The following is a 14,456-nucleotide window of genomic DNA, read 5'->3' as shown; positions in this document are numbered from 1 at the left end:
ATTCAACGACCACGTCCTGGCAACGGCGATCCTTGACAGGCTCCTCCACCACTCTACAACGGTAAACATCAAGGGAGAGAGTTATCGCCTCAAAGAGAAGCGAAAGGCTGGGATGCTGTCGCCCGAACCACAACCAAAGGAGGTGATAACGGAAGCTGAGAAGTGAAACTCCTGGGAGCCTGTCGGAGAAATGGAAAAATGGAGAGTTTTGGGGGTATCAAAACCCTTGGCGGATCAGAGGTCGTCAAACCTGGGGCAAATGTGGAGGCCGATTTTCTTGGATGAACAATATTCCGACAGACTCCAAGCGTCGCCACGGACCAAAGACCTAAACGTCAAAAAAGGGACATTCTATCCGGAAAAAAGGGGACAAAGAAAAACGGAGTTGACATCTTGGAGGGCACGGCCAACGCCCAGAATCGAGAAAGGCAGCAAGCGCGGCCCAGGGACCACCTAAAGCTAAAGCCTACGGTCCCCCATAACCCGGCCAGTCGTGCGTAATCCCTTCGAACACGAGCTCAGCTGCACACCCAAACAGACTCCTCCAGCTCAGATCCCCTGCTACAACTTTCTCGCAGTTCGCACCGCCGAAGCCCTGAACCACTGGCACCGCCGTCACACTCATCAGCATGATCGCCAACATCAGGACAAGCACCGCTCTTTTCATTTCTGTCTCACCCCCTTATCCAGGTTCTTCACTACCAGGCTCTTCACCTGGCGAACATCACCAACACTACCACGAGGGAACTTCACAAGCATCAGAGCAGACTCCTTCTTGGGAGTACGCAGGAGACTACTATCAAGAAGAACCCCCCTCTTCCTGCAGTCCATCACATCACCACCAGGCACATCACGCACAAAGAAACAAGCCTCACTCTCAAAGACCTTCCCATCCTTCCGCTCAATCACAATCCTCGTATCACTCCCCCAATACACTACAAGCCCACTGTCCTTCACAGCGAAGCTCCAGTAATCCCCATCCTCCTTCGTCTCCTGCTCAACTAGCTTCGCTAGCGGCGGTAGTTCCATGTGCCTCCCAATCGCAGCTACCTTGAGCGCCTCGTCCAAACGCTGATACTTATACATCCAAACATTAACCCCTGCAGGGGTCCTGTATATGATCCCAACAGCCAGCAGCACACTCCACCAGCCCCTTAAGAACACACGATCACCGCCCTTCACTCAGTAACCGATTCAACCCACGCACAGACAACGCGACCCGGGCAGCCGGCAGCTCGAGAATGTAACACGAACATTCGTCACTTCACCTTCCTTTGGACTTACCCCTTCAACTCTCCCAGCATCACCGCGCTTGTTGCTGACCCATGCATCGTTCCGAATGTCTGTGATGACTTCATATTCTCTTCTTTTGCTCTCATGACAGACTAATCGACAGTTATTCTAGATTCCACAGCTCAATTTAGTCCCACGACTTACCTTTTGTTTGAAACTTCCTACATTATCAGATAAATCCGACGCCTACTTCTGTCAAGCCCTTTTTGCAGGTGCTCATGACTGCTTTATTTTCATTGGAGTTTCTTCTTGTGCCAGGGGGCAGTATTATCTGCTTTCTGGCTGTTTCGTCACAAACACAAGCCGCAGAAGAGGCAAATCTCAGGCCGGAAGGGAACCTGGTCTCACCAGATAGAGCCTCACAAAAAGCTCAAAGGCTTCGGACTCCTCCCACTATTCCAGTAGGTGAAACGCCACATCGTGTCTTCCCGCCCAGACGCAGAGTTTTGTTGGGAAACCAGTCATCAGTCTGCAAAAGGATGGTGACGGCAACGCAAGACCAGAAGTGCTTTCTGATCATCTGGTTTCGTTTCATGGTTTCTTCTCAGGGATTTCATCGTCTTCTGGTGGCACTGCAGGGTTCAAACCGCAACCGCTGCCACGCTTTTCGCCACCACCAGATCCATATATATGTCGGATACCAGCCATATCATCGCTCTCCAAAGATCTTTTTTTCGTCTCGCCTTTTTCGGTGAACTCGCACATTGTGGCGTTATAGTCTCCCACGTTACCAAGCCTCAGCCAGTGCCCAAATTCGTGCGTAGCCACATTCTGGACATCCATCCTATCCCATGGGCATAAGTCGGAAAGCGATGCCGACCAAAGATAATATGTGTTAAAGGCTGTATCACATTCGATAATCTGCCCTGAGCCAACATACCACGCTTTCGTATCTCCAACCCGGTTGTCGGGAAAAATCCAATAACCAACCACACTGAAACCGTCATGCCCCGATGGATTATAATTGAGGTCTGTGCTTGCAGCCCACGACAAACGAAAACTCTGGTTAGAAACATTACTCCAGGTTGCCGCAGCTCGAATGACAGCACTCTCGGCACCCGGACACACATCGGTGTCCAGGTCCTGGTTAATGTAATAGGATGGATTTGAGTTCCACTTATACCCTGTGTAGTTGTATGAAAAAACCAAGGGAATAGACACACAGAAACTAAACACAAAGAAGATTACTGCTTTTCTTCTTCTCATTTTTTTCCCTTGATCAGAGCCTTTTCGATCCTTTTTCTAACCTCTTCGACCGATAAACCTGTGCCATCTGTCCGAGCGTGGACACCGTGCAGAGGGAAAACTTTCCCTCCTTTAACAGTGTACTCACCTTCGCCGTCAAGAACCAACTTGTAGTAGAGCCCGTCTTCGACAGCTACCAGAAACACTAACACTTCCTGCCCTGGATCAAACTTGGGTGATCCACCTACAAAGTTAGGCTCACTAACCTGACCGATCCCTCCTTCTATTACCTCGCCGCCCGGGTAGCGAATTGTGATTTTTTTCCCAGGGTCGACCCCTTCAGGTTTCCTAAGGAACTTCTTAGGGACAAGAGTTACATATGTCCTTATCTCAGGCATCGGCACCGGAATCCTACACTCTCTGTCCCGATAAACGAAACTCTCGTCTTTCCTCACCATGAGCTTTCTTACCTTGCCAATCACGATGCAGTCAGATACTTGAGCCATGTCCTCAACTGTCAGCCTCTTTTCCCGCCAGAGCTTATCTAGGAGTGCCTCCAAAGCAATATCCTTCTCTGTTTTTGGGCACCCGGCAAAGGCATTCACTGCAACTGACACTGTTAAGATGGTGGTGATCGTTCTGAGAAACTTGACCACTTCAATCCCTCCTTTCCCGTGGCCGGCCTAGCACCCATTCCGAGAGGGTTTTGATCTCGGCCAGGTCCGGTCTGTGGCACATCTTCGACCTTGCAGCGTGACTTGAACGATTAGCTCGTCCTCTGCAAGTATGATAGACGGAGCATGTCCATCCTGTCAAGTATGAATGTTGAGAAATAGTCTTACTTCATTGGAGGAGACCGGAACACGGGGCTGGGCTACGACATCCTTCTTGACGGTTCATCTGTTTTTGCCTATTATGTTTCGAAAAAGGAGGGAGACTTGCCGAAAAAAACGGTTCGGATAGGAATCATTGGAGCTGGTGCGATAGCTCAGGTCGAGCACATTCCGGCATTGAAGAAGCTCAAGGATGTCGAGATTGTGGCTATTTGCGACCACGATGAGGAAAGAGCTCAAAGGGTTGCCCAGAAATTTGGGATTGAGAGGGTGGTTGAGGACTACGAAGAGCTTGTTCGGATGGATGACATCGATGGGGTTCACATTTGCACTCCGAACTTCCTTCACGCACCTATGACAGTGGCGGCCCTCAGCTACGGAAAGAACGTGCTTTGCGAAAAGCCGCTTGCAAGAAACGCCTTGGAAGCCGAGGAAATGGTGAAGGCGGCCGAGAAGGCAAAGAAGATTCTCATGCCTGCGGTCAACAACCGGTTCAGGGCGGATTCTCGCTTGCTGAAGAAATTCGTGGAGAAGGGAGAGCTGGGTCAAATCCTCTACGCCAAAACCGGATGGCTGAGAAGACCGACAGAGTGGAGGGACAGCGCCTGGCATGGAGATAAGAAAGTTTCGGGCGGCGGCGTGCTCATGGACCTTGGTGTCCACATGCTGGATCTATGCCTTTGGCTCATGGGAAATCCGGGAGTCGTTTCAGTAACTGCATCCACGTATTCCAAGGCAGGCAAACGGGACGTCGAAGACTCTGCTACGTGCTTCCTGAGACTTGAAGGTGGGGCAACAGTCACTCTGGAGGTCAGCTGGACTCTCCTTCTCGAATCCAATTTCGGCTATCTGAATCTCTACGGAAGGTCCGGAGTAGCTCTTCTCAACCCGCTGAGGATACACAAGGAGATGCACGGCACTCTCGCCAATGTCACTCCTTCAGTAGAGCCGACAAGAAATATCCACAAGCAATCATATGAAGCTGAAATCGAGCACTTCGTTGACTGCGTGAGGAAGGGAGAGACTCCTGTCTCATCAGCAAAAGAAGGGCTCGAAGTCATGCGGGTTGTGGACGCGATATACAAATCCGCCGAAACAAAGAAAGAGGTGAAACTTAGTTAGGAATTTTCTAACAAAACCTTTCTCTTTGTCTGTCTTTTCAGGTGTTCTTGCAGGTCTGCCCTTTCAGCCGCTCCAACTTGGCCTCGTCTCCTACTTTTCACTTGTTCCGCTTCTATTCTCGTTAAGCCTGACAGACAATGAATCCCTCAAGAAGGCATTCTGGCTCGGCTACATCCAGGGGGTTGTTTCTTCTTTCGTAATTTTCTATTGGATAGTCTTCCTCCCGGAGAAGGAAGTCCGCGTTCCGGGAATAATGTTTCCTGCGCTTGCGGCACTGGCTCTCTATCTTTCTCTTTATCCCGCGATTTTCTGTCTTTCGATCTCTGCCTTGAGAAGAAGATTTAGAATACCATACATAATCTCGGCACCTTTCATCTGGTGCGGGACCGAATACCTTAGGTCACTTGGTGTCATTGGGTTCCCGTGGGCAAGCTTCGGATATGCGCTAAGTCCCTTTCCTTCTCTTCTGCAGATCGCGTCGCTGACGGGTGTCGCGGGGTTGAGTTTCCTCATCATCCTTTCAAACACGTCGATCTTTCATTTTCTTGCCGAAGAAAGACGTGGAATAAAGTTTGTCTTCCTGCTCACGCTGCTCATCTCGATTCTCGGGCCGTTGGCACATGGGAAGAACGTTCTCAGGAGAACCGAAGCAGGACGCAGCATCAGCGTGCTTTTGATTCAGGGAAACATAGGAAGTGATGTGAAGTGGGATGAGAGATACAGGTACAAGAACTTTCAGAAGTTCTTGGATCTCACGAGAAAAGGAATTAGCGATGCGAGGAGAGATGGGAAGAAGATTGACCTTGTGATCTGGCCGGAAACTGCGATCCCGAGCCACGTAAGATATGAATATAGTTTCTACATTGCCGTTGCCGACATGCTGAGAGAGACTGGCATTCCTCTTCTCTCCGGATATCCCGATTCAGAGCTTGATGGCGGTGAGAGACATACATACAACGCCGCCGGACTTTTTCTGCCAGGTCTGGGATTAGTCGAGCAGTACAGGAAGATTCATCTCGTCCCGTTTGGGGAAAGAATTCCGTTTCAGACTGTTCTCACCTTCCTGAAGAAGGTTGACCTCGGCGAGGCCGATTTCTCTGAAGGAAAAGACTATACGGTTTTCTCTCTCGGAGGATCGAGATTCGGCACACTGATTTGCTTTGAGTCAATCTTTGCTCCGCTCGCAAGGCAGATGGCGGTGAACGGTGCCGAGTTTTTCGCCAACATCACGAATGATGAGTGGTTTGGAAGAACCGCAGCTCCCTATCAGCACGCGTACATGGCGATTCTGAGAACGGTTGAGAACAGAATCCCTCTGGTCAGATGTGCCAACACCGGCGTATCCATGGCGGTTGATCCATACGGCAGGGTCCTTGTGAAGACCGGGATCTTCGAGACCAGCTCCGTCTTGGCCGAAGTGCCGCTCGGCCCGGGCAAGTCGTTTTACCGGGAGCACGGAGAGTATTTCGGAAAGGCCTGCCTGGGAGTTCTCCTTGCCGGAATCCTCGCATGCCTGATCCTCAGGAAGAGGCACCCTCACCTCAGTCCTCTCCCCAGGGGGGAGAGGAAGAACAAGGTATGCGTTCCATCATAGCCTCACCTTGATCCTCTCCCCAAGGGGGAGAGGTTAGTGAGGGGGCTCATTCGCCATTGCAGATCCTCGGGATGGGTGCCTGCGGTTTTTTGACACGACCTGGCTGTGGTGGTATATTTCGCAGTGAATTGAAAATCCTGCCAGTGACACGATTTACACGCGGAGGTTTGTAGATGAAGGTCGCCATCGTAGGCGGAACCGGTGCGGTGGGTCTTGAGTTCCTGCGTGTGCTCGAAGAAAGGCAATTCCCCGTCGGCGAACTCAGGGTGTTTGCGACAAAGAGCTCTGCCGAGAAGACCGTTACTTTCCGCGGAGAAAAGCTGCGCGTTGAAGAGCTATCGGCCGTTCCGCTCCAGGAAGCCGAGCTTGCTTTTTTCTCGGCGGGCGGATCCGTAAGCCGGGAATTCGCGCCGCTCATCAAGAAGAGGACCATTGTCATAGACAATAGCTCTGCGTTCCGGATGGATCCTGGCGTACCGCTCGTCGTGCCTGAAGTAAACGGCGGGAGAGCTAGAGAACATCATGGCATAATTTCGAATCCAAACTGCTCGACAATCCAGCTTGTTGTTGTTCTCAAACCCATCATGGACGCAGCGGGATTAAGACGGGTTGTGGTTGCCACCTATCAATCGGTTTCGGGCACAGGAATCGAGGCAATAGAGGAACTTGAGCTTGGCACGGAAGAAATGCTCTCCGGGAGAAAACCTGTTCCAAGAGTGTATCCCCACCGGATAGCCTTCAATGTCTTTCCATTCGTGGAAGCTTTCGACTCAAGCGGGTACACTGTTGAAGAGAAGAAGGTCTGCCTTGAGACGAAGAAAATCCTTGAAGATGAAAGTTTCTCAATAACCGCAACTGCCGTGAGGGTTCCCGTAAAAAGGTGTCACAGTGAGGCTGTGAACATTGAGACCAAGAAGAAACTTCTTGCAGATGAAGTCCGCAGAATCCTCGGGAGCGCTCCTTCGGTCACGGTTCTTGACAAGCCGGAAGCAGGCATCTATCCGACACCCGAGTTGGCCGAAGGAAAAGACGATGTCTTTGTCGGCCGGATAAGGGAGGATAGTTCAATACCCTGCGGAATTGACCTGTGGATCGTCTCGGATAATCTTAGAAAAGGAGCCGCGCTCAACGCTGTTCAGATAGCGGAGCTTCTGTTCTCAACTGCAGCCTCAAAGCACTAGTGTGCGCCTGAAGAGTCGCAGAACTCTGGTCGGGGGATAATAAACAGTTCATGAATCAAGAAGGCAAGCAAAGAGATTTTCAGTGAATTCAGATTTTGCTTTTGGTCAGTACCTTCCCATTCATTCTCCCTTCCACAGACTCAATGCCGGGATAAAGATACTCGCGCTTTTTGGTCTGGCTGTTGCAATTTCATTCCTGAAGAGCATTTTCCTTTTCTCAGCCCTGGCCATCCTGTGCGGGACATGCTTCTTTCTGGCCAGGATACCGGGTCCAGTGTTCCTCAGTTTTCTCAAGAAATGTCTGGTAGTCTCCCTTCTGACTTTTCTCCTCTCTGCATTTCTAACACCCGGCCATCCAATTATCGTGATAAGATTCCTTCCTGTGAGTATCACGGTCGAAGGCGTCTATGCAGGGGTCGTCTTCTCATTCAGAGCCCTGCTCCTTCTTGCACTCGTGTCTCTTCTCCTGTGGTCGACATCGCCGGCCCAGATTCTGACTGCTTTTGAGTCAGTGCCGGGTAGGAGAATAAGGCGGAGGATGAAAACCGCCGGTTTCGTGCTTATGCTCTCGCTCACTTTTGTCCCCGTACTCATCGAGGAGGCCAGGAGAATCTTCATTGCACAGAGAGCAAGGTGCGGGTTCAAGAAGAGTTCTTTCCCCTGGAATGTTGTTGATATTTCCAGAATCACAATTCCGCTCATTTCGGCGGTGCTGAGGAAAAGCGAGCTTCTTGCGCGTGCGCTCAGGCTAAGAGGCTATGAGGTTTGACGGACACAGGGAATATGAGGAACATAAAGCTCACGGTCGAATATGATGGAACGGCTTTCTCAGGCTGGCAGGCCCAGAGGGACTTGAGGACGGTTCAGGGCGAGATTGAAGCGAAACTCAGACATCTGTTCGGGGAAGAGTTGAAGGTCAGAGGAGCAGGGCGGACAGATGCCGGATGTCATGCAGTCGGTCAGGTCGCTAATTTCCATACGCAGAGCGCCCTTCCGCCCGACAGGATAATGAGGGCATTGAATGATCTTCTCGAAAAAGATGTTAGAATAAAGCGTGCTGAAGAAGTCGGACTGGATTTCGACGCCAGGAGAAGTGCGAAGAGAAGAGTGTATGAGTACATCATCGTCAGAGGTTCCTCCGCGCTTTGGAGAAGAAATGCCTGGTGCGTTCCGTATGAGTTCGACGTGACAGAGATGGATCTCGCCTCAAAAACTCTTGAGGGCACACTCGACTTCAGCTCCTTTGTCTCTTCCGGATCATCACCGAGAAGCCATGTCACGCAGGTGTTCTCGACGAAATGGAGGAAGTGGAAGAGTGGAGCTATTTTCAGGATTGAGGCAAGGAGTTTTCTGAGAGGGATGGTATGCAACATAGTAGGAACGTGTATGCAAATAGGACGCGGGAAGCTGGGAAGAGAGAGAATGCGATTGATTCTTGATGCGAAGAAAAGAGAGCTGGGGGGTCCGAAGGCCCCGACGCACGGGCTGTACCTGCTGGAGGTCCTGTACTGAGGAAGGGAGGAGCCATGAAGTTTTTCATCGATACGGCGAACATCAAGGAGATTCGTGACGCGAAAGCTCTGGGTGTCCTGGATGGGGTGACCACGAATCCCACTCTCGTTGCCAAAGAGAAGAGGCCGTTCAAGGACGTCATTCTTGAGATCTGCCAGGCGGTCGATGGTCCTGTGAGCGTTGAGGTGGTGGCACTGGACAGCGCAGGCATGGTGACACAGGCACTGGAATTGTCAAAGCTCCACAAGAACGTTGTGGTGAAAGTGCCTCTTATCCGGGAGGGCATAAAGGCGATCAAGGAACTATCGTCGAAGGGCGTTAAGACGAATGCCACGCTTGTCTTTTCATCGAACCAGGCCATTCTTGCTGCGAAAGCTGGTGCCACCTACGTGAGTCCTTTTATCGGAAGGCTGGATGATTCGAGTCACGTTGGGATGGATGTCGTCAGAGAAATGACATTGATTTTCCGGAACTACTCCTTCGAAACCGAAATAATCGTAGCCAGCGTAAGAAACCCGCTTCATGTCATTGAAGCTGCTATTGCCGGCGCTCATATAGCCACGATACCTTTTCCGGTGATTGAGCAAATAATTAAGCACCCGCTCACCGATGCCGGGGTGAAGCGTTTCCTCGAAGACTGGGAAAAAGTCAAGAAGCTTGGAGGTGAGCTCTTGTGAGATTCTTGCGATTCCTGTTTCCGCTATTCCTTGGGATACTGATCGGCATCGCCGGAACACTCACGACGGCAAAGGAATTCCCGCGAGCTTCTCTATCCGGTGGTGAGACGCAAGTGGCTTTCCTTGGCGCGTCGTCCGCCGGCCAGGAGCTGAGCCCGCTTCGAAAGAGCCCTGCGACAGAAGCGGCCAGGAAAGTCGGACCATCCGTCGTGACCATAAGTGTTACCCAGCTGGTCTCAACTTCTCCTTTCCAGACCCGCTTCGGGGACGACTTCTTCGATCAGTTTTTCAGAGACTTCTATGCCCCGTGGGAGTTCAAGAGGGAGATTTCGAACATGGGCTCCGGGTTCATCATCCACGAAGACGGATACATCCTGACCAATGAACACGTAGTCGCGAACGCGCAGAAGGTGAATGTGACCCTCACCGATGGAAGGCAATTCGACGCAAATGTCGTCGCCTCCGATTCCAACTATGACCTTGCTCTTCTCAAAATAAATGGCAAGAACCTTCCTGCGGCGCCAATAGGAGATTCTGACGGCATAGTAGTTGGGGAATGGGCAATAGCAATTGGAAATCCTTTTGGCTATCTCCTGAACGACAGCCAGCCCACAGTGACAGCAGGTATAGTGAGCGCAGTGCACAGGAGCATAAAGCCTGGCGGCGCCGCCGGGATATACAAAGACATGATACAGACAAATGCTGACATAAATCCCGGGAATAGCGGCGGGCCGCTTGCCAACGGCGATGGAGAAGTGATTGGAGTGAACACATTCATATTCTCCGGAAGCGGAGGGTCGGTTGGGATAGGTTTTGCGATACCCATAAACGTCGCCAAGAGAGTCTTGGATGAGTTCATCAAATTCGGGAAGGTGAGACCGGTTTGGATAGGCATTCATGTCTGGGAGATCTCGCCCTACCTTGCTTCGCGGTTTAATATCACCGACAGGGAGGGGCTCATTGTCTCGAGTCTGGAGAGGGGCAGCCCTGCTGACAGAGCGGGCCTCAAGATCGGGGACCTCATCAGAAAAGTCGACGGCGAAAAGACAAGAACGAGTGAAGACGCCGCCCGTTCGATCTTCGGGAAAAAAATCGGTGATACGCTTCTCTTCGAAATCGAACGCGACGGGAAGCGGAAAGAAATCAAACTCGTGCTCGAAGAGGCCCCTGAGCAGAACTGAGCGGCAGCTGCGGGCTGGAGAAATGGTACGCGGAGTCGTGTTGGCGACGAACCGTGAGCCGGCTTCCGCGAGAGGGATGGGGAACCCATCTTGGCGAGTGAGGTGGGGATACCCAGCCCTTTAGAGGCTGGGAGGGGCAGGGATTCCCCGCCTAGCGAGCCGTAGATGGGTCATCCCGGAGCGGCGCCAGCGAAAGGCTCGTCGCGAACCCTGTTGGGCAGAGGGTAAATATGATTGAGCGGTACACAAGACCGGAGATGGGAGCCGTATGGCAGGAGGAGAAGAAGTACGAGACGTGGCTTGAGATAGAACTCCTTGTCTGCGAGGAACTCGAAGCTCGAGGTACGATACCGAAGGGAGCCTCTTCGAGGATCAGGGAAAAGGCAAAGATAGTTCCCGAAGATCTTCTTGCCATCGAGGCAACTTCAAAGCACGAGGTGGTCTCATTCCTCTCGGCAATCTCCAGGTTTATTGGAGATGACTCCAGATATCTTCATCTCGGACTCACTTCATCTGATTTGATGGACACGGCCCTTTCACTTCAGATCAAAAAGGCAAGCGAGATCATTTTGGCCGACCTCCGTGATATCTCCGGTCTCCTCAAGGAACTCGCCCTGCGGTACAAGAAAACTCCAATTATTGGAAGGACCCACGGTGTTCATGCGGAGCCGACAAGCTTCGGGCTTAAGATCCTTCTCTGGTACTGCGAAAATGAGAGGAACATTGAGAGGATGATCAGGGCCCGTGATATTGCCTCAGTGGGGAAGATATCCGGCGCAGTGGGAAACTATGCGCATCTGGATCCCGGCATAGAGAAAAGAGTGCTTTCAAGACTTAACCTCAAGACGGCGCTGGTCACGAGCCAGATCATCCAGCGGGACAGGCATGCCGAGGTTCTGTGGGCAATTGCCGTGAGTGGGGCATCGCTCGAAAAATTTGCGACCGAGATACGGAATCTCCAGCGCACGGAAATACTTGAAGTTGAAGAACCGTTTGAGCCCGGCCAGAAGGGTTCGTCTGCGATGCCGCACAAAAAGAACCCTGTTCATTGCGAGAGGATATGCGGGCTTGCGAGGGTGCTCAGGGCCAACCTTCTCGCCGGACTGGAGAACATCTCGCTCTGGCATGAGAGAGACATAAGCCATTCGTCGGTCGAGAGAATCATCATTCCTGACGGCTTCATACTTCTTGACTACATGGCTTCACTCTTCTTTGAAGTCTTGAGAGGTCTCCAGGTTTTTCCGGAAGCAATGATGAAAAACATTAAGAAGACAGGCGGGCTTGTCTTCTCGCAGAGGATTCTTGTCGAGCTTATGAGAAAGGGATTCCCCAGAGACAAGGCATACGAGATTGTGCAGAGGAATGCTCTTCGCGCCCGCGATGAGAAAAGAGACTTGAAGGAGCTGCTTCAGACGGACAGCGACATAAACAAAAACATAGGAAAAGAAGAGCTGGATGACCTCTTCAGCACCGGCTATTTTCTGAGAAATACCGATGCGATCTTCGAGAGAGCTCTTGGGAGTAGCAGACGTTGAGCCTTTCAGAGACGGAACTCCTGCACCTCAGGAGTAGTCTGGGGAGGGAGCCGCTTCCCGCCGAGCTTCTGTTCTTTGATGCCCTCTGGTCTGAGCATTGTTCGTACAAGAGCAGCAAACGCATCCTTGAGAAATTCCTTCCCGTGAAGGCCTCCAACGTTGTTCTCGGGCCTGGTGAAGATGCCGGGATCGTGAGGCTTGAACGAGGGCCAAACGCTCTCTGTATAGCAGTGTCTCACGAGAGTCATAACCATCCGTCCCAGGTGCTTCCCTTTGAGGGTGCAGCCACCGGGATCGGAGGCATCGTAAGGGATGTCTACTGCATGGGTGCCGAGGTCGTTGGAGTCATGGACTGTCTCAGATTCGGGAATCCGGAAGGCGGATTTTCAGGCAGAGTGAAGGAGATTGCATCCGGCGTGATTGATGGGATCTGGCAATATGGAAATGCCCTTGGTGTTCCAAATATCGGCGGAGATATTTATTTCGACGATTCGTTTGACCAAAATTGCGTTGTTAATGTTGTTGCAGTGGGAGTCATCAGGGAAAACGAAATCATCAGGAGTTTCGTTCCGGATAGCGCAAGAGATGATGAATACGTGCTCCTGCTTGTCGGCAAGCCGACTGACAGAACCGGCGCAGGAGGAGCTTCGTTTGCATCGCGGAAGCTCGGTGCCGCCTCTAGTCATGAAGAAAGAGTTTCTGTCCAGGTTCCGGACCCATTCCTTAAAAGGGTTCTGGCATTGGCGACAAAAGAGGTGCTGGAGCTGACCAGGAGAAAGGGCGTTCAAATTGGAATGAAGGACCTTGGGGCGGGAGGAATAGGCTGCGCCTTCTCGGAGATGGGGCTTGCCGGCGGGAGAGGAATCGAAATAGATCTGAACGAAGTCCCGCTGGAAGAGGATATGCCGCCCGCGCTAGTCCTTTGCTCAGAGACTCAGGAAAGATACGTCCTGGCCGTGCCGAAGGGGATTGCAGAAGAGATTTGCCGAATCTACAACTCGGACTTCTCTCTCCCTCTTCTCTACAAGGGTGCCCAGGCAAAGGTCATAGGGAAGGCGGTCGAGAAGCCGGTATTCGTGGCAAAGTCAAGCGGGAAGAATGTGTGTGATTTTCCAATTGCCCTGGTTAAGGCCTGCCCTATGAAGGAAATCAAAGATGCTTCGATGGAAACTCCCGAGAAAGAGGCACTCTTCGAGGAACCTGCCGACATAGGGAGAGTGCTCCTCCGCCTCGCCTCTTCACCAAACCTCTGCTCAAGAGAGTACGTCTACCGCTTCTACGACGCGGAGGTTCAGGGGAGAGCTGTCTCAAGACCCGGCGAATCGGATGGCTGCGTCTTTCTTCCAGACCCGGACCTTCCATATGGAGTTGGAGTCGGAGTAGGCGGAAATCCGTTCTACGGCGAGATAAATCCATACTGGGGCGGCGTCTCCGCCGTGGTTGAAGCGATGAGAAATACTGTGAGCGCGGGGGCTCTGCCGTGCGCACTGACAGATTGTCTCAACTTTGGAGATCCTGACGATGAGCTTACGATGTGGCAATTCAAGGAGACCGTGCGCGGAATGGGCGAGGCCGCTCAAGGTATCGGGATGATTGACAAGAAAGGGGAGCCGGTTCCTTTCGTTTCCGGGAATGTGAGCTTTCACAATTACACTGAGACCGGATCGATACGTCCGTGCCCGGTGGTCGTGTGCTATGGACTGATCGATGATTATTCGCGTGCACTCACACTCTCTCTCAAGGAAAGAGGGGATTTCCTTCTTCTTGTCGGAGAAAGAAAACCTGAACTTGGTGGCTCTGCCTACCTGAGAGAACTGGGGGTATCCGGGGGTAGGGTACCAAGGGTCGATTTCCACCTTGAGAGAACCGTGTTTGCCTCAATTCTTGAGTGTATGCGTCAGGGATTGTTCGTGGCCTGCCACGACATCTCCGATGGCGGGTTGGGGCTCACTCTTCTTGAAATGTGTTTTCCATCGCGCCCCAGGAATCTTGGGATTAGTGGCGATATTTCTTCTCTCTCGGAACAGATGAGGGGCGATCAGCTCCTTTTCTCAGAATCATCGGGATTCGTTCTTGAACTCTCCGAGCGGAACCTGGACAGAGTTGTGAGACATTTTGAAGATGCGGCGGTAAGAGCCTCGATTCTTGGAAGAGTGACAAGTGACGGCAGAATCCGGATCGCCTTTCGAGGTGCAAAAATGCTTGATATCCCTGTCGAAGAATTCTTCAAGCCCTGGAAGGATAGAATGAAGAGCGTCCTCTCGTAGTGTGCCGTCCCAGAAATAACCTTACGAAATGCAGGGTGTTTCATAAGGCACACTGCCAGGGGGTATGAGGGGGTCG

General features: G+C 51.9%; 14 protein-coding genes. 10 read left to right on the top strand and 4 right to left on the bottom strand.

The window, feature by feature from the left end:
* Positions 1-166: ATP-binding protein (locus QME66_10365; GenBank protein MDI6809370.1), on the top strand; the 166-nt coding region annotated here is incomplete at its 5' end.
* Between the two features lie 300 nt (positions 167-466).
* Here QME66_10365 and QME66_10360 read toward each other — a convergent pair.
* The 4 genes from QME66_10360 to QME66_10345 form a co-directional block, all read right to left on the bottom strand.
* Positions 467-667, bottom strand: coding sequence for a hypothetical protein (locus tag QME66_10360; GenBank protein ID MDI6809369.1), 201 nt, complete (start codon positions 665-667; stop codon positions 467-469).
* Positions 664-1,086, bottom strand: a complete 423-nt coding sequence (locus QME66_10355; GenBank protein MDI6809368.1) for a hypothetical protein — start codon at positions 1,084-1,086, stop codon at positions 664-666. The genes QME66_10360 and QME66_10355 overlap by 4 nt, the downstream gene beginning before the upstream one ends.
* Positions 1,087-1,824: 738 nt before the next feature.
* Positions 1,825-2,499 (bottom strand): matrixin family metalloprotease, encoded by a 675-nt coding sequence (locus tag QME66_10350; protein ID MDI6809367.1) that lies wholly within the window; start codon positions 2,497-2,499, stop codon positions 1,825-1,827.
* Positions 2,496-3,134, bottom strand: a complete 639-nt coding sequence (locus QME66_10345) for a hypothetical protein (protein MDI6809366.1) — start codon at positions 3,132-3,134, stop codon at positions 2,496-2,498. The genes QME66_10350 and QME66_10345 overlap by 4 nt, the downstream gene beginning before the upstream one ends.
* Before the next feature lie 282 nt (positions 3,135-3,416).
* On the opposite strand from QME66_10345, the gene QME66_10340 reads away from it, so the two are divergent.
* The 9 genes from QME66_10340 to purL all read left to right on the top strand — a co-directional run bounded on the left by QME66_10340 (position 3,417) and on the right by purL (position 14,380).
* On the top strand, positions 3,417-4,433 hold the full coding sequence (locus QME66_10340; GenBank protein ID MDI6809365.1) for a Gfo/Idh/MocA family oxidoreductase: 1,017 nt from the start codon (positions 3,417-3,419) through the stop codon (positions 4,431-4,433).
* Positions 4,434-4,458: 25 nt separating this feature from the next.
* The gene (gene lnt, locus QME66_10335; protein MDI6809364.1) at positions 4,459-6,027 is read left to right on the top strand and encodes an apolipoprotein N-acyltransferase; all 1,569 of its coding nucleotides are present in this window, start codon (positions 4,459-4,461) and stop codon (positions 6,025-6,027) included.
* Between the two features lie 173 nt (positions 6,028-6,200).
* Entirely contained in the window at positions 6,201-7,208 is a 1,008-nt protein-coding gene (locus QME66_10330; protein ID MDI6809363.1) for an aspartate-semialdehyde dehydrogenase, read from the top strand.
* Between the two features lie 82 nt (positions 7,209-7,290).
* On the top strand, positions 7,291-7,977 hold the full coding sequence (locus tag QME66_10325) for an energy-coupling factor transporter transmembrane component T (protein ID MDI6809362.1): 687 nt from the start codon (positions 7,291-7,293) through the stop codon (positions 7,975-7,977).
* A gap of 14 nt (positions 7,978-7,991) precedes the next feature.
* Entirely contained in the window at positions 7,992-8,720 is a 729-nt protein-coding gene (gene truA, locus QME66_10320) for a tRNA pseudouridine(38-40) synthase TruA (protein MDI6809361.1), read from the top strand.
* A gap of 14 nt (positions 8,721-8,734) precedes the next feature.
* Positions 8,735-9,397 carry a fructose-6-phosphate aldolase gene (fsa, locus tag QME66_10315; protein ID MDI6809360.1) on the top strand — a complete coding sequence of 221 codons (663 nt, stop codon included), beginning with the start codon at positions 8,735-8,737 and terminating at the stop codon, positions 9,395-9,397.
* The gene (locus QME66_10310) at positions 9,394-10,578 is read left to right on the top strand and encodes a trypsin-like peptidase domain-containing protein (protein MDI6809359.1); all 1,185 of its coding nucleotides are present in this window, start codon (positions 9,394-9,396) and stop codon (positions 10,576-10,578) included. The genes fsa and QME66_10310 overlap by 4 nt, the downstream gene beginning before the upstream one ends.
* 230 nt (positions 10,579-10,808) lie before the next feature.
* Positions 10,809-12,113, top strand: coding sequence for an adenylosuccinate lyase (purB, locus tag QME66_10305; protein ID MDI6809358.1), 1,305 nt, complete (start codon positions 10,809-10,811; stop codon positions 12,111-12,113).
* Positions 12,110-14,380: a phosphoribosylformylglycinamidine synthase subunit PurL gene (gene purL / locus QME66_10300; GenBank protein MDI6809357.1), complete on the top strand. Its 2,271-nt coding sequence runs from the start codon at positions 12,110-12,112 to the stop codon at positions 14,378-14,380. The genes purB and purL overlap by 4 nt, the downstream gene beginning before the upstream one ends.
* Positions 14,381-14,456: the final 76 nt, after the last annotated feature.

This window comes from Candidatus Eisenbacteria bacterium, from assembly GCA_030017955.1.
In the GTDB taxonomy this organism is placed as follows: domain Bacteria; phylum Eisenbacteria; class RBG-16-71-46; order JASEGR01; family JASEGR01; genus JASEGR01.
This window is presented reverse-complemented; position numbering and strand designations above follow the sequence as displayed.